At 69.2% G+C, this 20,055-nt stretch carries 11 protein-coding genes and 1 pseudogene; 6 read left to right on the top strand and 6 right to left on the bottom strand.

The genetic code is table 11. The features are described from left to right. Positions 1-1,296, bottom strand: a pseudogene (locus ACK4JY_RS10220) (hypothetical protein); the annotation flags it as partial. A 214-nt stretch (positions 1,297-1,510) separates the two neighbouring features. Here ACK4JY_RS10220 and ACK4JY_RS10215 point away from each other — a divergent pair. Further along, entirely contained in the window at positions 1,511-2,485 is a 975-nt protein-coding gene (locus ACK4JY_RS10215) for a helix-turn-helix domain-containing protein (RefSeq protein WP_409605301.1), read from the top strand. A gap of 46 nt (positions 2,486-2,531) precedes the next feature. Here ACK4JY_RS10215 and ACK4JY_RS10210 read toward each other — a convergent pair whose 3' ends face one another. Together ACK4JY_RS10210 and ACK4JY_RS10205 are read right to left on the bottom strand one after the other, a co-directional pair. Next, positions 2,532-3,878, bottom strand: a complete 1,347-nt coding sequence (locus ACK4JY_RS10210) for a sigma-54-dependent transcriptional regulator (RefSeq protein WP_409605299.1) — start codon at positions 3,876-3,878, stop codon at positions 2,532-2,534. After that, positions 3,875-5,683, bottom strand: coding sequence for an ATP-binding protein (locus tag ACK4JY_RS10205; RefSeq protein ID WP_409605297.1), 1,809 nt, complete (start codon positions 5,681-5,683; stop codon positions 3,875-3,877). Before ACK4JY_RS10205 ends, ACK4JY_RS10210 begins: the two co-directional genes overlap by 4 nt. A 295-nt stretch (positions 5,684-5,978) precedes the next feature. Between ACK4JY_RS10205 and ACK4JY_RS10200 the strand changes: the two genes are divergently transcribed. From ACK4JY_RS10200 to ACK4JY_RS10190, 3 genes are read left to right on the top strand one after another with little or no spacing between them, the layout of a single operon-like run. Continuing rightward, positions 5,979-7,268, top strand: coding sequence for a dicarboxylate/amino acid:cation symporter (locus ACK4JY_RS10200; protein ID WP_409605308.1), 1,290 nt, complete (start codon positions 5,979-5,981; stop codon positions 7,266-7,268). Positions 7,269-7,300: 32 nt separating this feature from the next. After that, positions 7,301-10,390, top strand: coding sequence for a TonB-dependent receptor domain-containing protein (locus ACK4JY_RS10195; RefSeq protein WP_409605295.1), 3,090 nt, complete (start codon positions 7,301-7,303; stop codon positions 10,388-10,390). Positions 10,391-10,443: 53 nt separating this feature from the next. Continuing rightward, positions 10,444-11,718, top strand: coding sequence for a hypothetical protein (locus ACK4JY_RS10190; protein WP_409605293.1), 1,275 nt, complete (start codon positions 10,444-10,446; stop codon positions 11,716-11,718). Between the two features lie 160 nt (positions 11,719-11,878). Here the strand turns inward: ACK4JY_RS10190 and ACK4JY_RS10185 are convergent, their stop codons facing one another. Continuing rightward, a complete protein-coding gene (locus ACK4JY_RS10185) occupies positions 11,879-16,423 on the bottom strand; it encodes an autotransporter domain-containing protein (protein WP_409605291.1) in 4,545 nt (1,514 codons plus the stop codon). Between the two features lie 237 nt (positions 16,424-16,660). On the opposite strand from ACK4JY_RS10185, the gene ACK4JY_RS10180 reads away from it, so the two are divergent. Continuing rightward, the gene (locus ACK4JY_RS10180; RefSeq protein WP_409605289.1) at positions 16,661-17,497 is read left to right on the top strand and encodes a multiprotein-bridging factor 1 family protein; all 837 of its coding nucleotides are present in this window, start codon (positions 16,661-16,663) and stop codon (positions 17,495-17,497) included. A gap of 102 nt (positions 17,498-17,599) precedes the next feature. Here the strand turns inward: ACK4JY_RS10180 and ACK4JY_RS10175 are convergent, their stop codons facing one another. Both ACK4JY_RS10175 and ACK4JY_RS10170 read right to left on the bottom strand, forming a co-directional pair. Beyond that, complete coding sequence (locus ACK4JY_RS10175) at positions 17,600-18,268, bottom strand: class I SAM-dependent methyltransferase (RefSeq protein WP_409605287.1); 669 nt, start codon at positions 18,266-18,268, stop codon at positions 17,600-17,602. Beyond that, positions 18,265-19,173, bottom strand: a complete 909-nt coding sequence (locus tag ACK4JY_RS10170; RefSeq protein WP_409605285.1) for an NAD(P)/FAD-dependent oxidoreductase — start codon at positions 19,171-19,173, stop codon at positions 18,265-18,267. The genes ACK4JY_RS10175 and ACK4JY_RS10170 overlap by 4 nt, the downstream gene beginning before the upstream one ends. Positions 19,174-19,273: 100 nt before the next feature. Between ACK4JY_RS10170 and ACK4JY_RS10165 the strand changes: the two genes are divergently transcribed. Beyond that, positions 19,274-19,702 (top strand): Rrf2 family transcriptional regulator, encoded by a 429-nt coding sequence (locus tag ACK4JY_RS10165; protein ID WP_409605283.1) that lies wholly within the window; start codon positions 19,274-19,276, stop codon positions 19,700-19,702. Positions 19,703-20,055: the final 353 nt, after the last annotated feature.

Below are 20,055 nucleotides of genomic sequence, written 5' to 3'. Positions count from 1 at the left end.
GCCGCGCCCGCCCTGGCCGCCGGCCGAGACCGCCACCACGCCGCCGGCGTCGTCGCCCGAGGTCTGGATCGCGCCGTCGGCCTGGAGCCGGACGGCACCGCCATCGCCGCCGTTTCCGCCGCGTCCGCCGGCGGCGTTGACCGAGCCGGCCGAGCCGCCGCGCCCCCCCTGACCGCCGCGCGACAGGGCGGCCAGGCCGGAGGCGAAGGTTCCGTCGGTCTGGATCGAACCGTCGAAGTCGATGTCCAGCAGGCCGCCGCGCCCGCCCTGCCCGCCGGCGCGACCGAAGCCGTCGCTGTCATCGGTGGAGCCGACCCCGTCGCTGTCGCCGGCGCCGCCGCCGGCGCCGCCGTCCGCCGTGGCGAAGATCCCGACCGAGCCGAGCCCGCGCGTGACCAGATCGCCGGCCAGGTTGAATACCCCCGAACCGCCATTGCCGCCCGCGCCGCCGACGCCGCCGCGCGCCGCGATGGCCTCCGCCTCGCCGCCGGATCCGCCGTCGCCGCCGTTCAGATCGACGCGAATGGCCGGTCCATAGGCGCCGTCGACGGTGACATCGCCCGAGAACCCGCCGTTGATCGAGCCGCCCGTGCCGCCCGCGCCGCCGCGTCCGCCCACCGCCGACAGCACCGCGTCGTCATAGCCGCCCTCGCCCGCCGCGCCGCCGCGGGCGGTCAGCAGCACGCCGGCCGCGTCCCGGGCGGCGATCGACGAACCCTGCAGATCGATCGCGACCTCGAAGCTGGCGCCGCCGCCGCCATTGCCGCCGGCGCCGCCGTCGTCGGTGTTGGTGAGGGAGGAGTTCGAACCGTCGCCGCCCGTCCCGCCGTCGCCGGCCATGCGAAGGCCGGAGGAGCCGGCGCCGGGGGTGATCGGCCCGTCGACGTCGCGGACCACGATCCGCTCGCCGGTCGCCGCGCCCGTCGACACTCCGCCCGGCAGCGGGCCTGTGTAAACCCGCTCCTGGGCGGCGACAGCCATGGGCGCCGACAGGGCGGCCCCGGCGGCCAGAACGGCGACGACCCGGCCGAGCGTGGCGCGGAACCGACGACCGGCCGCGCGCGCGGCGACATCCGGGCCGGGCACGGCGGTCTGTTCACCGCGGGCGCCGAGGGCGGCGTGCAGGTTGCGCAGCGCGCTCGCCAACGCGGGGGCGTCGGCGCCGTGGCGAATTTCGAGCAGATCGATCAGGCGTTCGACTTCGCAAAGGGCCGCGCGCGCCTCGTCGGGACTCAGGCTCCGGCCGGCGCGAACCGCCGTCGCCAGCGCCTGAACCACCTGTGCGACTCGCTCCATGCGACCCGCCGAAACACCACCGCTGCGCATGACGCCCCCACTCGACTTCGGACCTGTCCGGCCGGAGCCCCTGGTCCGACCGGCAAGCCATAACCTTCGATCTCCGTTGCGCTACTCGGTTCGCGCGACGGGAGCGGACAACCCGTCCCAATTCAACGAGATGTTCCCCAACAGGGCGACTTGACGAACGTTGGCGTCCGGGGAGGATGTCCTCATGATCGGTCTGCGCTTCGACACCGCTGTCTTCCGGCCCGAGGACCGGTACGAGGCCTGGCGCTGCCGGGGCTGGCCCAGTCTCGCGCCGATCATGGACAGTCGCGAACCGGGTCGGTTCTGGGCGGACATCACCACCTACGCCCTGGGTCCGGCGCCGCTGATCCACGCCCGCGACATGACTGGCCTGGCCTATGAGCGGGACGGGCGGCGGGCGCGGCGGGACTATATCGATCACTACGGCATCATGGCCTGCGTCGGCTGTTCGGCCGCCGGCGAGGCCGCCGGGCGGGCGTTCCGGGGCGGCCCGGGCGACCTGATCATCGGCGACTTCGGCCTGCCGCACCGGCAGATATCCAGCAATGGCGAGGCCATAAGCGTCAGTATTCCGCGCGCCGTGGCCGAGAGCGTCATTCCTGATCTGTGGCGCTGGCACGGGATGGTCATCCCGGCGCATCAGGCGCGCGCGGCGTTCGACTGTCTGTGCGCCCCGGCCCTGCGGGCGGGGAGCATCGCCGACGAGGCGGCGCCGCAGCAGTTGCTGCTGTTCCTGCAAGTTCTGAAGCAGACGCTCGACGCCCTGTCGGGGGCGGTAAAGGCCGCACCTCCGCTGGACCTGGCGGCCGACTGGCGGGCCGGTCGTCTGATCGAAAGCCGGTTCACGGATCCCGATTTTTCCCCGGCAGTGGTGGCCCGCGCGGTCGGCGTCTCCCGCTCCAAGCTCTACCGGTTGTTCGAGGGCGGCGACGGCCTGATGGAGCGGATTCGCAACCGCCGGCTGAAGGCCGCCGCCGAGATGCTGGTGCGCGCGCCCGGGCGTTCGATCGAGGCGGTCGCCTTGGCCTGTGGTTTCCGCGAGCCGCGAACCCTGCGCCGGCTGTTCGCCGCCCGCTACGGCGTCTCGCCCGCCGACTACCGGGCGCTTGCGCTCCGGTGCGAGACTGGCCGCCCGACGGGACAGGCCTCGCGCGACTGAAGCCGTGCGGAATTCGGACCCGGCGAAGGTTCGGGGATTGGCGCGGTCAACCGGACTCTTCCGAGCGATGATGCGCCGGCACGATCCCGTGGCGGTTCATCTTGTCATACAGCGTCTTGCGAGGAATCCGCAGGGCGGCGGTGACGCGGCGGATGTCGCCCCGGTGGCGGCTCAGGGCCTCACGGATCAGCTGGGCTTCGTAGTTCTGGACCTGACCGGCCAACCCGATGTCCGGCGACGGCTCCGGTTCCGCCGACGCCAGACCAACCGCGACCTCGCTGGCGTAATTGGCCAGTTCCCGCAGATTGCCGGGCCAGTCGTGCTCCAGCAACCGGCGACGGATGGCGTCGTCGATCAGCGGAATGTCGCGGCCGAGACGGTCGGCGGCCCGGCCAAGGAAGCGGGCGAACAGCATCGGGATGTCCTCGCGCCGCTCGCGCAAGGGCGGGGTTCGCAGACGGACGACGTTGAGGCGGTAGTAGAGGTCCTCGCGCAGGTCGCCGCGGGCCACCGCCTCGACCGGGTCGTCCTTGGTCGCGGCGAGGATGCGCAGGTCGAGGGCATGCGGCTCCATCGCCCCGAGGGGCAGGACCTCGCGCTCCTCCAGCACACGCAGCAACAACAGCTGGGCGGCGCGGGGTGCGAGGTCGATCTCATCGAGGAACAGGGTGCCCTGATGCGACTGTTCGATCTGGCCCTCGCGCCGGTGAAGGGCGCCGGGGAAGGCGCCGGCGGCGTGCCCCATCAGCAGGGGTTCAAGGCCGGTCTCGGGCAGGGCGGCGCAGGAGACGGCGACGAACGGGCGCGGTCGACGGGGGCCGGCGTTGTGGATGGCGCGCGCCACCGCCTCCTTGCCGGCGCCGGTCTCGCCCTCGATCAGCACATCGACGCGGGCGTCGGCCAGTCGCCGGATCGCAGCGCGCAGGGCCTCGACCGAACGGCTGTCGCCGCTGAGCGGGATCGACCACTCGCCCTCCGTCGACAGGGCGGCGAGGCGGCGGTTGTCGAGAACCAGGGCGCGCTTGTCGAGGGCGCGACGCAGGCTCTCGATCAGCCGCTCAGGCGCGAACGGCTTGGCGAGGAAGTCGTAGGCGCCGCGCTTCATGGCGTCGACCGCCTCGGCGATGTCGCCGTGGCCGGTCATCATCACCACCGGCAGGTCGGGGTCGAGGGCGGTCAGCCGTTCGACCAGGGCGCGGCCGTCCATGCCCGGCATGCGCAGGTCGGTCACCACCACCCCCTCGAAGGCGGGGCCCAGCATCTTCAGCGCCGCCTCCGCCGAGGCGAAGGCCGAGACCTCGAGGCCGCCCAGGCCGAGCCGTTCGGTCAGCGCCTCGCGGAAGGCGTCGTCGTCCTCGACCAGCACGATCCGGTTCAGCGTCCTGAAGCTCATTTCGCCCTCATCAGTCGCACGACGAAGGCGGCGCCGCGGGGCGTCGGTTCGAGGGTCAGCTCGCCGCCGAAGCCGGCGACGATGTCGCGGCTGATGACGAGGCCCAGGCCGACGCCGTCGCGCTTGTCGGTGGTGAAGGGGGTGAACAGCCGTTCGCGCACCTCGGGCGCGACCCCGGGGCCGTTGTCGGCGACGCGGATGACGACCCGGCGCCCTTTCGTCCCGACCTCCAGCGAGATCGTCGGGTCGGGCGTGTCGCGCAGGGCCTCGATGGCGTTCTGCAGCAGGTTGAGCACGACCTGCTCCAGCCGGTTTCGCTCGGCCATGACGGCGAGGTCGGGCGGCGCGGGCTGGTGGACGAGCCTGACGCCGGTCTCGCGCATCCGGGCGCCGACCAGCAGCAGCGCGCCCTCGAGGGCGGCCTCGACGCCGACGGCGACGGTCTCCGAGCGGGTCTTGCGCGAGAAGGCCCTGAGCTCGTCGGTGATGGCGCCGACCCGTTCGGTCAGGCCGGCGATGCTGGCCAGCGAGCGTCGGGCGGCGGGGTTGTCTTCGGTCTCCAGATAGAGGGCGGCGGTGTCGGCATGGGTGCGGATGGCGGCGATCGGCTGGTTGATCTCATGCGCCACCCCGGCGGCGATCTGGCCGAGAGTGGCCAGCTTGTTGGCCTGGATCAGGTCGTCCTGCAGGGACTGGCGGCTCTTCTCCGCGCGCTGGCGTTCCTCGATTTCGTGGTTCAGCCGGGCGTTGGCGGCGCGCAGTTCGGTCGTGCGGGCGTCGATGCGCTGCTCCAGCTCGATGCGGGCCGACTTGGCCTCGACGGCGCGGATCGCCGCCCGCTGGCGTCGGCGTAGCAGGACGCCGGTCAGCCCGGCGAGCAGGGCCACGCTGAGCAGGGCCAGCATGCGCGCCGTGGCCACCGCCCGGTCGATGGCCTCGCCGGCCGGGGCGAGCAGATGCACGGTCCAGCCGATGTCCGGCAGGGTGTCCGTGGCGCTGGCGTAGAGGCCGGACGGGATATTGGCCGCGACGCGGACCAGGCCCGATGGGCGCGGCTGCAGCGGCAGGTCGGCGAGCAGGGCCGCGCCGGAGGTCTGCTCGGCCGCGAGCCGCCGGCGTTCGTCGGGAGTGAGCGGCTTGGTGGTGTGAAAACGCCATTCGGGGACGGTGGTGATCAACACCACCCCGTTGTCGTCGGCGACCCAGGTGGGCTCGCCGGACTTGCGCCAATCGGCCTCGAGGGCGTCGAACTCGACCTTGGCGACAATGACGCCGAGCGGTTGACCGGCGGCGTCGTCGACCCGGCGCGACAGATACAGGCCCGGGCGGCCGCTGACCGTGCCGAGGGCGAAGAAAGCGGCCTGACCGGCCCGCATGGCGTCCTCGTGATAGGGGCGGAAGCGATAGTCGGTGCCGACGAAACTGGTCGGCTCGCGCCAGTTGCTGGCCGCGAGGGCGATGCCGTCGGCGTTCAGCACATAGATGGCGGCGGCGCGGACCTCGTCGGCGAGACGCTCGAACTTGGCGTTCAGCCGGTCGACATCGCTCCGCTCGGGACTTTCGAGCAGGGCCAGCAGGTCCGGATCCTGGGCGAGGACGAGGGGCAGGGACCGGTGCCGCTCCAGCTCGCTGCGCAGGACGGCGGCGTGCAGGGCGCCGGCGGTCGAGGCCTGACGCAGGGCCGCGGCCTCGGCGTCGCGGCGGGCCGCCTCGCCGGCCAGAAACACGGCCAGGATCGCCAGCCCCAGCCAGACCGCCGTGAACACCCGCCACTGGCCCGCGTCGCCCACCAGAATCCTGCCCATGCCCGACCATGCGAGTTTTCGCACAGATGTCCATGGCACGTGTGTGGATATCCGCACGGTCCCGTGCTGCGCGGCACGGCACGGAGAAAAATAATCAGATATTTCAGTAGTATTGTCTGTCTGGCGCGCGCCCTTGTGAGCGGCGTCGCGGCATTCTGATACTGGGGCCAGTCGCTGCATCAGACAGCGAAGCGAAGATCGGAGCCAGAGGCTCCTGGGAGGTCGTGTGCTTCAACCCGTCGCCGCCGAAGGTGCGCCCGTCGCGCGTCGGCCGTTTTACCGCAGCCTGTATTTCATGGTCCTGCTCGCCATTCTGGCGGGCGGCGCCGTCGGCCATTTCTGGCCCGAGTTCGGCGCCAGCCTGAAGCCGCTGGGCGACGCCTTCATCAAGCTGGTGAAGATGATCATCGCCCCGGTGATCTTCCTGACCATCGCCACCGGCATCGCCGGCATGCGCGACCTCGGCAAGGTCGGCCGGGTCGCGGCCAAGGCCTTCGGCTATTTCTTCTTCTTCTCGACCCTGGCCCTGATCATCGGCCTGGTGATCGCCAATGTGGTCCAGCCCGGCCGCGGGCTGAACATCGACCCGGCGACGTTGAACGCGGGGGCCGTGGCGCAATACGCCTCGGCCGCGCATGAGACGACCATCGTCGGCTTCTTGACCAGCATCATTCCGACGACGCTCGTCAGCGCCTTCGCCGAGGGCAACATCCTGCAGGTCCTGTTCGTGGCCATCCTGTTCGGGATCGCCATGGCCATCGTCGGCGACGCCGCCGCGCCGGTTCACCGGGCGCTGGATTCGCTGAGCCAGATCATGTTCAAACTGGTCGCCATCCTGATGAAGGCGGCGCCGGTCGGGGCCTTCGGGGCCTTCGCCTTCACGATCGGGGCCTATGGCATCGGCGCCATCGCCAACCTCGCCCTGCTGATCGCCACCTTCTACCTGACCTCGCTGATCTTCGTGCTGGGCATCCTCGGCGCCGTCTGCTGGGCCAACGGCTTCTCCATCTTCCGCCTGATCAGCTATCTGAAGGAAGAGCTGCTGCTGGTGCTCGGCACCTCTTCGTCGGAGGCGGCCCTGCCCAGCCTGATGCAGAAGCTGGAGCGCGCCGGCGCGCCCCGCTCGGTCGTCGGCCTGGTCGTGCCGACCGGGTATTCGTTCAATCTGGACGGCACCAACATCTACATGACCATGGCGGCCCTGTTCATCGCCCAGGCGATGAACATCGACCTCAGCCTGCAGGACCAGATCCTGCTGCTGCTGGTCGCCATGCTCAGCTCCAAGGGCGCCGCCGGCATCACCGGAGCCGGCTTCATCACCCTGGCCGCGACGCTGGCGGTGGTGCCGACCGTGCCGATCGCCGGCATGGCGCTGATCCTCGGCATCGACCGCTTCATGAGCGAGTGCCGGGCGCTGACCAATTTCGTCGGCAACGCCGTGGCCACCCTGGTGGTCGCCCGCTGGGAGGGCGAGCTGGACCGCGAGGCGCTGCACGCAGCCCTCGGTTCGCCGGCCGGCAAGCTGGCCGCGCCGCCGGACCCCGCCGCGGGCCCGGGGGACAAGGACGTCATAACGGCCGACTGAACGGCCGAAAACAAAGAGGGAGGAAAGAGATCATGAGGACCGTTCACCGCATCGCGCTTCTGGGGGGCGCCGGCGCCCTGGCCCTGCTGGCGTCCGCCGGCCTGGCTTCAGCCCAGTCGACGACGCCGCAGACGCCGCCCGCCGACCCGGCGCAGGAGGCCGCCGCGGTCGAGGACATCGTCGTCGTCGGCTCGCAGATCCGCGGCGCCAGCACCACCGCCGCCCTGCCCGTGGTGGTGTTTGACCAGGAACAGATCGACGCCATCGGCGCCGCCTCTGGCGACGACCTGATGCGCTCGATCCCGCAGATGGGCGATGTGCTGTTCGAGGCGTCCAACGGCCCGCAGACCAGCAACTCGGCCCGCGGCGACGTCAATTCGGTCAATCTGCGCTCGCTCGGCGTGGGCAACACCCTGGTGCTGCTGAACGGCCGGCGGCTGGTCCAGCACCCGACCAGCCAAGGCACGTCGGACACCGGCACGGTGCCGGTGCTGAGCTACAATTCCAACGCCATCCCGGTCTCGGGTCTGGAACGGCTGGAGGTGCTGCTGGACGGCGCGGCCGCCATCTACGGCGCCGACGCGGTGGCCGGGGTGGTCAACACCGTGCTGCGGGACGATTTCGACGGCCTGACCATGGAGGCCGAATACGGCGGCGCCGAGGGCACGAGCCTGCGCGAGTTCGAGGCCAATATCTTCGCCGGCAAGGATTTCGATCGCGGCAACCTGTCCCTGTTCGCCAACTACAGCGACCGCACGGCGCTGATGACCGAGGACCAGGACTTCACCTTCAGCGACGACCTGCGGCCCTTCTTCGCCAACCAGCTGGGCTATGAGACCTCGACCGTTCCGGATGGCCGGTCCTCGCACACCCCCTGGGCGCGGCTGAGCACGCCGGGCAGCACGACGGCGCTGCGGCCGCGCTCAAACGGCGTGATCGTCGCGACGGCCGCGGGCGCCTTCCACTACCAGCCGGAAAGCATCGGCTGCGCCGGCGTCGACTTCAACAACGGCGTCTGCCTCGTGCAGGGCAACGGCTCGTACAATGGCGACATCCGCGAGCTGAGGTACGACACCCGACACGGCACCACGGTGCGCTCGGCGCTCGAACGGACCAACGTCTTCCTGACCGGCCACTATGACCTGACCTCGACGATCACGGCCTTCGGCGAGATCGGCTTCTATGGAGCCGAGAGCCGGGCGATCCAGCCGCCGGTGGTCAATCTGAACGACATCTGGATTCCGGCGAGCAACTACTTCAACCCGTTCGGCCCGGTGACCTTCGCGGACGGCTCGGCCAATCCCAACCGCCTGCCGAACCTGACCAATGTGCCGGCCGCCGGCCTGCCGATCCTGCTGGAGAACTATCGCTACGTCGACACCGGCTTCCAGGAGGTGACGGTCAAGAATTTCCAGTCGCGCTTCCTCGGCGGACTGCGCGGCGAGTGGCGCGGCTATGACTGGGAGTCGGCGCTGCTCTATTCGGTCGCCGAGGCCGAGGATATTTCGCCCAACATCAATATGACGGCGCTGCAGCAGCAACTCGGCCTGTCGACGCCGGACGCCTACAATCCGTTCGGCGGTGGCTGCGTCGACACGACCAGCTATGGCGACTGCTCGCCCTCGTCCCAGGCGGCCATCGACGCCATCGTCTTCGAGATGCGCCGCTTCTCGCGCACCACCCTGACCCAGGCCGACTTCAAGATGTCGCGCAACGACCTGTTCCAGCTTCCGGGCGGGCCGGTGGGCGTGGCCTTCGGGGCCGAGTTCCGACGCGAGACCCAGCTCGACGACCGCGACGAGAATGTCGACGGCACTTACACCTTCACCGACGCGGTCAGCGGCCAGACCAATCTGTCCAACGTCTCGGCGGTCAGCCCCAATCCCGACACCCGCGGTCACCGCACCGTCGCCGGGGCCTTCGTCGAGTTCGCGGTTCCGCTGGTCTCGCCGGAAATGAACATCCCGCTGGTCTACAGCCTCGACATGCAGCTGGCCGGGCGGTTCGAGGAGTATTCCGACTTCGGCTCGGTGGCCAAGCCGAAGGTTGCGGTGGCGTGGGACGTGATCGACGGCCTGCGGCTGCGCGGCTCCTATTCGGAAGGCTTCCGCGCCCCCAATCTGGAGCAGGTCAACGCCACCCAGTACGCCCGCCTCGCCGGCGGCACCGACTACTATCGCTGCGAGCCCGCCCTGCGGGCCGGCACGATCGCCTCGATGGCCCAGTGCGGGCAGAGCGCCAGCGCCTCCCTGCTGGTGGCGGGCAACCCCGATCTGGAGCCCGAGGAGAGCACCAACCAGTCCTACGGGGTGGTGTTCCAACCGCGGTTCACGCCCGAGGGCTGGGGCGATTTCACCCTCACCATCGACCGCTGGAAGATCGAGCAGGAGCAGATCGTCGGCCTGCTGGGGGCCCAGGCGGCCTTGGCCCTCGACTATCTGAACCGCATCGAGGGCGGGTCCAATCCGAATGTGGTGCGCGACGCGCCGGACGCCGACGACGTGCTGCTGTTCGACGGCTCCGGCCTGGCGCCGGTCGGCGAGGTGGTCTCGGTCAACGACCGGTTCATCAACCTGCTGCCGCAGACCGCAGAGGGGATGGACTACGGCTTCTCGTGGGCCAAACGCGGCACTGAATGGGGCACCTTCATCTTCCGCGCCAACGCCTCGCAGCTGCTGGAGTTCTCGCGTGAGCCGGGCGACATCATCGACACCCTTTACGCCGCGCGCGAGGCCGGGGTGATCGATCCGCTGACGCCGCTGCCCGACTCCAGCCAGCTCATTGCGCAGAACGGCCGGCCGGAGTGGAAGGTGTCGACCACCTTCATCTGGCGCAGCGGTCCGTGGCGCGCGGGCCTGTCGACCCAGTATGTCAGCGAGGTCGAGCAGACCGGCCTGCTGAGCGACACCGGCCAGCCCTGGGTGGTGGGCAGCCAGATGGTCGCCAATCTGTACGGCCAGTACGAGTTCGAGAACCTCGGCCCGGCCTCCGGCGCGACCCTGCGGATCGGCGTCCGCGACCTGACCGACGAGGGACCGTCGCTGGCCGAGAACGGCTACCTCGGCTCGGTTCAACGGCCCTACGGCCGGTCGTGGTACGTCAATATCGCCAAGTCGTTCTGAGACCACGGCGGCGCGGGTCTTGCGTCCGCGCCGCCGCTTCGAAGGGAAGCCCCATGATCCGTCCGCTCGCCCTGATCGCCGCCCTGCTGCTGACGGGAGCCGATCCTGCGCGGGCGGATGATCCGGCGGCCGGCACCACGCCGGTCCACTGCCCCGAGACGGTGGGCGCGGGCGTCAGCTGCCTGTCCGGCCGCGACGCCAACGGGGCCTGGTACGTCATCGCCATGCCGGCCGACTGGAACCGCCGGCTGATCGTCCACGCCCATGGCGGCCCGCGCATGGGCACCCCGGAGGCGGCCGATCCGCTCGAGGACCTGGACCGGTTCTCTGTCATGGTGCGCCAGGGCTATGCCTGGATCGGCTCGACCTATCGGCGCGGCGGCTATGGCGTGCGCATGGCGGCCGAGGATGCCGACAACAGCCGCGAGATCTTCTGGCGCCGGTTCGGCCGGCCGGAGCGCACGATCCTGCATGGCCAGTCGTGGGGTGGCAATGTCGCGGCCAAGGCCTCCGAACTGTACGCCCTGGATATGGAAGGCGGGCGCAATTACGACGGGGTGCTGATCACCAATGGCGTCGTCTCCGGCGGCACGCGCGCCTATCAATTCCGCGCCGGCCTGAGGGCGGTCTACCAGTTCTACTGCCGCAACCATCCGGGTCCGGACGAGCCGGCCTATCCGGTCTGGCAGGGGCTGCCGGCGGGCGTGGAGATGACCCGGGCCGAGCTGCGCCAGCGGGTCGAGGCCTGCACCGGGATCGACAAGGCGGCCCGCGACCGGACCCCGGCCGAGGCGCGGCGGCTGCAGGACATCCTCGCCGTCACCGGCGTGAAGGAAGAGCAGCTGGTCAGCCACCTGTCGTGGGCGACCTTCCTGTTCCAGGATCTGGTCCAGGTCCGTCTCGGCGGCCGAAATCCGTTCGACAACAGCACCACTGTCTACCGCGGCTCGTCCGACGACGAGGCCCTGAACGCCGGGGTGGAGCGGTTCACGGCCGATCCCGACGCCGTGGCGCAGCTGGCGTATGATTCCGACCTGTCCGGCCTGATCGTGCTGCCGACCCTGACCGTGCACGCCCGGCACGACCCGACCGTCAGCTACCGCTCCGAGGCCATCTACGCCGCGATCGTGCGGGCCGCGGGACGGTCCCATCTGCTGGCGCAGGCGGCGACGGACGAGGACCAGCACAGCAAGCTGGCCGACGGAGGATACCTGACCGGCCTGGCGGCTCTGGAACAATGGATCGGCGATGGACGGCGTCCGGACAGCGCCGGCTTCCAGACGGCATGCCTCGCCCTGGCCCCTCGGGCCGAATGCCGTTTTGAATAGACGGGCCCGACCTGGCGGCGGAGAACCGACGTTCATGGGCGCGAACGCTGACGACGCTGCCAAATGGGTGATGGTCCTGATCAAACTCCCCGGACGGCTTTCGCCGTCCGGGGAGCCGGCCAGGTTCAGGAACGGACCTGGCCGCCCGAAGGTCCGGTCGTCAGAAGACGACCTTGAAGCCTCCGGTGATGGCGTGATCCTCGCCGCCGGTCCCGAGGGTCCCGTCGTAGGCGAGGCCGATCGACATGGCGGGCGACAGGCGCCACCGGGCCTCGACGCGGGCGAATGCCGCGTCATCGGACCGGGCGGCGCCCAGCACCGTGAAGGGCGCGCCGCCGGCGAACGCATGTCGGCCCGCCGGATCGACGTCGCCCCATGCGTGCCGCCAGCCGGCCGAGCCGCCCAGAGACAGCGCTCCCGTCGGATTGGTCTGGAACCGCAGTCCCAGGGTGGAGACGAGGGCGTCGTCGCGGGCCTCTTCGCCCGCGAGCCCGGCCGCGCCCCCGCCCTGTTCGCCGAAGGCCTCGGTGCGGACCTGGATCGCGGTCAGGTTGGCGAACGGCTCGGCATGACCGCCGCTGGCGGCGAAGCGGTAACCCGCCTCGACGAACCCCTGCAGCAGGGAGCCGTCGTAATCCGCCGTGGCCGCGGCCGCGACGCCCGGGAAGGCGATCTCGCGTCGCGTCTCCATGGACGTCTCCGCATAGCCGACGCCGCCGGCCACACGCCAGTCGCCGAAGCGGGCGCCGACATAGGCCAGACCCTCGACCGTCTCCACCGTGCCCTCGCTGTTGCGACGGTCGATGTCGATGTCCGTCTTCGACGTGCTGGCGGCAAAGCCGATCGTGAGGGCGTCGCCCACGGCGTGATCGGCGCCGACCACGAAGCCCTGGAGATCACGATCCATGCGGGCGGCGTTATAGTCGCCGTCGCTCTGACCTGTGCTTCCGTAGACGCGGGCCCATGCCGAAGAGCCTCGGGTCTTTTCCCCAAGCCGGTCGAGCACGGCGTCCCGCGGCATGCGGCTCGCCTCAACGGCGGCGGTCCGCGCCGAGGGATGGATCTCGCCCGATAGCTGGTCGAAGGCGTCGATGGCTGTCGCGTCGTCCGGCAGCAGGATGAGTGCGTCCTTGAGCGCATTCCCGTCGGGCAGGCTGTCCGCGGCTGCGGCGGTCTCCGTCTGGTTGGGGGTGATCGCCGCATCGACAAGATCGCGGAGCTGCGCGAACTCGACGAAGGCGGTCGTCGCCGTATAGCCATCCCGCAGGCCGGCGAAGGCCGTCAGCATCTGGTCCTCGAAGACGAACTCGCCGGTCACGCCGCCGGCGGCCTCGACGACGACGTGCTGACCGTTGAGGACCGGCAACTGGGCCATGTTGACGGTCAGCGCGCTGCCTTCCACGATCTCGACGGCTCCCGTGGTGCGGAAGCGATCCACCATGCCGGCCGCGCCGATGTCGACGGTCAGTTCCGATGCGTCCCCGAAAACGACGTCGGCGGAGGTGTCCAGCGTATCGCCCGCGCCACCGTCCATCATCTGCAGGCGGCCGAAATTCATGAACAACTCCAGCCCCGACCAGTTGGTCGTCTCAGCCCCGCCGGCGGACATGCCCGCCAGAACGACGGCTCCGGCCTGGTTGAAGAAAGAGTCGTCCCCTCCGGCGAAGGTGCTGGTCCCGCCCGCCGTCTGCCAGGCGCCGGTGTTCAGCAGGAGACTGGCGTCCGCGAGCACGGCGACCTCCCCGACGAGCAGATTGTTGTTGTAAATGCCAACGGACTCTCCGACAGCGCTGATCGCCCGATCGGGGGCCAATCCCGAAGCGTTCCTGACGGTCCCTTCGTTGACGATGGTGACTTCCCGGTTTTCCGAGTAGGCCTCGATGCCCTGGACACCGCCTTCGACCACGCCACGCGTCGTGATCTCGACCGGGCCGAGGCCGAAGCTGACGGCCGAGATGCCGCTCAGGCCGCCCGAGGCGTTGTTCGCGTCGATGACGACATTGAAGGTGTCGACGCCGGCCGAAGCCCGGATGGCCGTCTCTTGGCTCCCGACGACTGTTCCCGTGGACGTGATGAAGGTGAAGCCGTCGCCCTCATTCTCGGCGATGATACCGTTGCCCGCGCTGAGCACATCGGCGGCGTTGACAAACACATTGGCGCCATTGGCGCCGATCCCGGCAAGGATGCCGAAATCCGTCCCCGTCACCGGTCCGGCGGCGTTGACATAGACGCCGCCGTCGCCCTGGCTGGTCGCCCATATGCCGCGGTCGCCGCCGGCGACGCCGGTCACGTCGATCTGGATCTCGGTCGTCCCCAGCCCGTTGATGACCATGATGCCGCTGCCGGCCGTGGCGGAAATGTCTCCCGTCGCCGCAATGACGCTGGCGCCGAACCCCTGATTGTCGATGACGATCCCGTCCTGTTCAGCGCGGACATCCACCACCTCGACGATGGCGCCGGTGGATGCAGTCCCGGTCCGGACATTGACGCCGTTCGCGGCCGCGCCGGTGACGAGGCCGTCAGACCGGACTTCGGTCAGGCCGGCGCCAAAGTTCACGGCGCCGACCCCGGTCCCGCCGGTCACGTCGCTCAGCTCAAGCGTCATACCGCCGCTGCCGGCCTGGTTGACCGCCGAGACGCCCACGATCGAACCCGTGACCGGGCCGGTGGCCCCCACGAAGGTTGAGCCCGTCCCGTCGTTGTCGGTGCGGATGCCGATCTCGCCGCCAAGGACGGTGGCCGCCTGGACCGCGATGTCCGTCGTCCCGTCGCCGCCCTCCACCTCGATGCCGGCGAGCTCGCCCGCGGCGACGACGCCCGTGGCGGTCACGGAGACCCCGGCCGACCCCTCATGCGCCACCTGAATGCCGGTGAAGGCGCCGAAGACGTCGACAGCCTCGACGACGACGCCCTGCGATCCGGTTCCGGTGGCGATGTCGATGCCGCGGCCCCCATCGCCGGTCACCGTTCCGGTCAACTGCACCACCGTGTGGCCCGAGCCGAAGTGACTGACCGCAACGCCGGTGATGTCCCCCGCGACGTCGGTGGCCTGGATCGTCAGGTCCGTGGTGGCGACGCCGTCGGTCACCTCGATCCCCGCGAGCGTGCCTGACGCGGGCCCACTGGCGCGAATAAAGGTTTGGCCCGAACCCTCGTTCCGCGCGAGGATTCCCCTCGACGTCGCGTGCGTGCCGCCCTGCACGCCGGCGACGTCGATCAGGATGCCGGTCGTCGAGACGTCGTTGAGCACATAGACGGCGCCGCTGAGGTCGGCGGTGATCTGACCCGTGGCCGTGAGCACGGTCGACCCGACGCCGTGGTTCTCCGCGAAGACGCCGGCGCCTCCAGCCTGAACTTCCGCCACATCGATCACGACCCCGGTCGAGTCCGTACCGGTCCTGACATTAACGCCGTGCATGGTCTGGGTCACGATGCGGCCGCTTGACCGGACGGTGGTGAACCCGTCGCCAAAATTGGAAGCGTCGACCCCGTGTTGCGCGCCGGTGACGTCCCCGACATCCACCAGCAGATCATGGGTGTTCGACTGGTTGCTGACGTAAACCCCGGAGCCGAGGAAACCGACCACCGGCCCCGTCGCAACGATCTGCGTTGAGCCTGTACCGTCATTGCTGGCGACGATGCCCTCGCCTGCGAACACATCGGCGGCGGTAATCGACAGGTCGGTCGCCGTGACCTGGTTGAAGCCCCGGATGCCGAACTGCGTCGCCGCGGCGACCGTCCCGGTGGCGACGATGCTGGTGGCCCCCGACCCAAGATTTTGGACAAGGATGCCGTGGGTCTGGCCGTTCACCTGATTGGCGGAAACGTCGATATCGGTCGTCGTCGGACCGGCCAGAACCGAGATACCGGCTTCCGTCAGGCCGGTGACCGTCCCCGAAAAGACGAAACGGGTGGAACTCGTGCCGTAGTTCTCGATGCGCGCGCCCCATTCCCCGCCGGTGACCTCGCCCACCTCGACGTCAAATGCGCCGGGGGCGGGCCCGCCGATGATGCGCAGGCCGGAGTTCGTGTCCCCTGTGATGGCGCCCTGAGCGACGAACGCCAGCGAGCCGCCGCCGAAATGCTCAATTATGACACCATCGCCCTGGCCGAACACGTCCGCGACCGTGAGACTGAGATTGCCCGAAGTTGTCTCGGCCTGCGCCCTGACGCCTGCACCGCCAGTGTTGATGATCGAGCCGGTCCATACGGCCGTGGCATTACCCCCGCCCTCGTTCTCGAGCAGCAAGCCCGAGCCGCCATTGGGCCCTCCGTGGGCTGTGATCGCACCATCAGAGAAGACGACGAGCGACCCGGCGTCGAGGGCGGAAGGGCCATTGATCTTGAACTGGACGGCCGCGCCCGTCAGCGGGGAGGCGTTCAGGTCGATGTAGGAGAGCTGGCCGGCTCCAACCATGGAAAACGAGACGCCGTTCCCGTTGGCGCTGGTGTCGACGGAGAAACCCGGGACCGTCGTGGCGGTCAGATCGTCGCCGTTGATTATCTGGCTGTTCTGCGTGGCGCCGGAACACTGGTAAACACCCGGACTGGCCAGGATGCAGTCGGCGGCCGCCGGACTCATCAGACCTTCAAGACCGATCAGGCCGGTCGCGAGCGCGAGAACCGACGCCGACCGGCGCAGATGGTGAAGGCGGGTGGCGGAAGCCGGGCCGCTGCTGGCGGGTATGGGGGCCTGAAGGCGCATGGGGTTGGTCCTGTTCCTGATTGGTGGTCACCGGCGGTCCTGCGGGACTCCACCGGTCGGCGGCCTGATAGTCGGCCGCTCGCGAACCCGTGAGATGCATGGGCCGTCGCCGGCCGCGCCCATGGATGCAACCGGGGTTGCATCCAACGCGCGCCTGCACCACGCTCGCCAGGCAGGAGAGTGGGAATGGCGCAAGGTTTTGGAGATCGGCTGAGCTTCGCGCTGAACGCCCTGTCGATGAGCCGGGGGCGACTGGCCGCGGAACTCGGCGTCGACAAGTCGCTGGTCGGGCGCTGGGCGTCTGGAAGCGTCCAGCCCTCGCCCCACAATCTCGAGCGTCTGACCCGCTTCCTCGCCACGAAGGCGCCCGGCCTGACCATGCTGGATTGGGAGCGGGATATGACGCAGTTCAGCGCGCTGTTCGGGATCAACCGCGACGACGGGCGCGCCAGGCAGGCCGGTATCGACCTTCCTGCGGAGACCCTGGAAGCCGTCCGCAACTCCTCGGAGCTTCGGGGCGAAGCGTACGAGGGCTTCTGGCGGGCCACTCACCCGGCGGTGATCGCGCCGGGCCGCTTTTTCCACGAACATGGCGTCATTCGACGCGGGCCTTCAGGCCTGCTCGACTTCGAGGTCGGCGGACCTGACGTTCGTTATCGCGGCACCCTGCTTCCCATCGAGGGACAGGTGTTTGTCATCGCGACCGACACCGTCCGGCACCTGCCGTGCTTCATGATCTTCAATATCGTCACCATGCCGAAGATCATCCTGATGGACGGCATTCTGCTCACGGCTGGAAACGCCATGCGCAATCCGTCCGCCTATCCGATCGTCCTTGAGCGGATCGGAGACCTGTCCGGCGACGTCGCCGTGGACGATGACTTCACCGCCGAGCTTCTGACGCGTCCCCAGTTCGTCCAGGATGAATCCTGTATCTCCGATGCAATGAGGGCTCATCTGATCCGGGACTTCGGTCCGCAGGCCGCCGCCGCCGGTGCGGAGCTGCTTTTGACCGCGACCGCGACGCCGCATCTGGCGCAGGTCATCGCGCAACTGAACTACGGCCTCTCCTGACGAAGTGTTCGTGACCCGACCTCCAGGAGAAGAAAGTCAGACTGCGGACCCCTTCGCGCCAGGATTGGACATCGGCTTCGTGCCGGGAAGGCGACATTGTCGTCAGGCTCTCGCGATCCACCCTCGGTAAGTCAGGGCGGCGTAGAACATCTGTGGATCAACGAAGCCGGCCACGCGCAGCAGATCGGCATCCGCCTCAGGCGACATCATCGGCAGCCGCTCCCCCAACACCCGCGCCCCGCCGTTCGTCGTGTCGAACGAGACACCGTTGGCGTTGCCGAAAGCCTCAAGCCGGTCCAACCAGAGGTTTCGCTCGGGCCCATCCGGCATGCTGTGATGCGCCATCACGAAAGCAGCCCCGGGTTTGAGCCGACGCCGTATGTCCGCAAGCATGGCGGCCCGCTCTTCGGCGCGCACGAAGTGCAGGACCAGCAGACATGAAGCGCCGTCGAAGGGTCCTTCCGGCGCCGAGCTGATATAGCCTTCGTGCCAGTCGACGCGCTCCGCCAAAGCGCCCAGCGTCCGCCGTGCGAGCTTCAGCATTTCGGCGGAGGGATCGACGCCCACGAAGCGCCAGTCGGGCTCGGCCTCTGCAAAGACCTTGAGCTCCAGCCCGCCTCCCGCTCCGACGACCAGGATCCGACCGTCGGCTGACGCCGTCTCGGCCAGCAAGAGCCGCGTCATCTTCTGCAGGTCGGCGAAGCCCGGCACGAGCCGGGGCGGATTGTCTGTGTAGCGGGCGACCGCCGCGGGATCATCGAAGCCGTTCATGCCGCGGCCGCCTCAAGAACCAGGGCCCGGTGGGCGGCGACACCCGCCATGACGCCGGCGGCAGAGGCGAAGGTGGCGTTGTACATCGGCGAGGCCGCGTCGCCGGCCGCGAAGACGCCGGCAAGGCTCGTCTGCTGCGTCTCGTCGACCTGTATGTAAGGCCCCGTCATCCCGTCTGCGAAGGCGCATTCGAGCTGTTCTGCAAGCGGGCTGGCCATGCGTGTCTTGGGCGCGGTGAAGACCGCTCCGGCCGGGACCTCCCGACCGTCAGCCAGCCTCAGGCTGCGCGTCTCTGCCCCCTCCCCGAGGAGTTCGACCACCGGCGTGCGTTCGATCTCCACGCCGCGTTGGGCCAGCTGCGCCGCCTCCTCCGGCGAGGGTTCGAACACCCCTTGGGTATAAAAGGTCGTCGGACCCCAGTCCGGTAAAAGCAACGCCTGGTGCGCGGCCTCCGGGACATTGGCGATCACGGCCAGGTTTCGGTCCCGCACTTCATAGCCATGGCAATAGGGACAGTGCAGGACGCTCACGCCCCAGCGCGGACGCATGGACTCCAGCGGCAGGTGATCGGCCACCCCGGTCGCCAGGATCAACTTGCGCGCCCGCACTACTGCGCCGTCAGACAGGGTCAGCCACGCGCCCTCCTCATCCAGCGCAGCCGTCAGCGCCTCGGCATGGACGAAGTCGACAGTGGGATAGCGAGAGAGCTGGGTCAGCCCCTCCCGCATGATCTCCGCCGGCGCCACGCCGTCCTGACCCAGGAAGCCATGTGAGGCCGCGGCGAAGCGGTTGCGCGGCCGACCGGCGTCGATCAGCAGGAGCCGACGCCGCGCGCGTGCCAGCATAATCGCCGCAGACAGTCCGGCGAAGCTACCGCCGACCACAATGGCGTCATATCGATCCATGCAACACTCTCGCAACTCGTTATGTTACGAGTCATAGACCTCTCGCACCTTTCACGCAACTCTCTTTGTTACGTCCGGTCTTGTGCGCTAGGGTGCGGTCATGCCCACAGACAACCGCCTGTCCCGCATGCTGCATGTCCTGATCCACATGGATCACATCGGCGGACCCGTGACCTCAGACACCATCAGCAGGATGTTGGACACCAATCCGGTCGTGGTCCGCCGGACCATGGCCGGCCTCCGGGCGGCCGGCTATCTGACTTCGGTGAAGGGCCATGGCGGCGGCTGGACCCTGGCCCGACGTCTGGATGAGGTGACCCTGCGCGACATTCATGAAGCCTTGGGCGTCCCGCGCGTGTTCGCCATCGGCCTGGCCGACGATGACCCGCGATGTCTGATCGAGCAGGCCGCAAACCACGCCCTCAAGGATGCGCTCGACGATGCCGAACAGCGCCTGCTGAAACGCTTTGGCGAGGTGACGATCGGAGAGCTTTCCCGACACGTGGCGTCGTCCCGCAAAGCTACTTGACCGGCGCCACCCCGTTGCTGCTCTTTCGCCATCTCGCTTAGGAAACCGGGCCCGGCATCAAAAACCGGCAGTGGTGGTCACACGGCTGCGATGCATGGTCGGGCGGAAGCCAGCGCCATACTTATGGCCGCCTGCGCCAGTCGCGGACCTTCAATTCCTTCCTGAAACAAGACACGCCGGATCCTGGCCGCCGGCGGGATGCTGAGACAGGACTCCTGACGGGGGACATCATCTGTCGGAGCTGGATCCGGCGACCGGGGCCCTCTTGACCGTCAATCCGTGAAGCAGACAGCCTCTGTGCGCCTCAGTCCCGCCACTGCTGCAGTCACCCGAGGGTTCGCCAATCGTTCCGC

Origin of the sequence: Brevundimonas sp., assembly GCF_046295595.1 — a bacterium.
Lineage (GTDB): Bacteria > Pseudomonadota > Alphaproteobacteria > Caulobacterales > Caulobacteraceae > Brevundimonas.
Note: the sequence above shows the minus strand (reverse complement) of the source record. Positions and strands in the feature narration are given on the sequence as shown.

Excerpts from the sequence above, each read along its gene's own strand:
- ACK4JY_RS10165 (WP_409605283.1), top strand. The coding sequence starts at position 19,274 with ATGCCCACAGACAACCGCCTGTCCCGCATGCTGCATGTCCTGATCCAC.
- ACK4JY_RS10180 (WP_409605289.1), top strand. The coding sequence starts at position 16,661 with ATGAGCCGGGGGCGACTGGCCGCGGAACTCGGCGTCGACAAGTCGCTG.
- ACK4JY_RS10175 (WP_409605287.1), bottom strand. The coding sequence starts at position 18,268 with ATGAACGGCTTCGATGATCCCGCGGCGGTCGCCCGCTACACAGACAAT.
- ACK4JY_RS10185 (WP_409605291.1), bottom strand. The coding sequence starts at position 16,423 with ATGCGCCTTCAGGCCCCCATACCCGCCAGCAGCGGCCCGGCTTCCGCC.
- ACK4JY_RS10170 (WP_409605285.1), bottom strand. The coding sequence starts at position 19,173 with ATGGATCGATATGACGCCATTGTGGTCGGCGGTAGCTTCGCCGGACTG.
- ACK4JY_RS10195 (WP_409605295.1), top strand. The coding sequence starts at position 7,301 with ATGAGGACCGTTCACCGCATCGCGCTTCTGGGGGGCGCCGGCGCCCTG.
- ACK4JY_RS10210 (WP_409605299.1), bottom strand. The coding sequence starts at position 3,878 with ATGAGCTTCAGGACGCTGAACCGGATCGTGCTGGTCGAGGACGACGAC.
- ACK4JY_RS10215 (WP_409605301.1), top strand. The coding sequence starts at position 1,511 with ATGATCGGTCTGCGCTTCGACACCGCTGTCTTCCGGCCCGAGGACCGG.
- ACK4JY_RS10205 (WP_409605297.1), bottom strand. The coding sequence starts at position 5,683 with ATGGGCAGGATTCTGGTGGGCGACGCGGGCCAGTGGCGGGTGTTCACG.
- ACK4JY_RS10190 (WP_409605293.1), top strand. The coding sequence starts at position 10,444 with ATGATCCGTCCGCTCGCCCTGATCGCCGCCCTGCTGCTGACGGGAGCC.
- ACK4JY_RS10200 (WP_409605308.1), top strand. The coding sequence starts at position 5,979 with ATGGTCCTGCTCGCCATTCTGGCGGGCGGCGCCGTCGGCCATTTCTGG.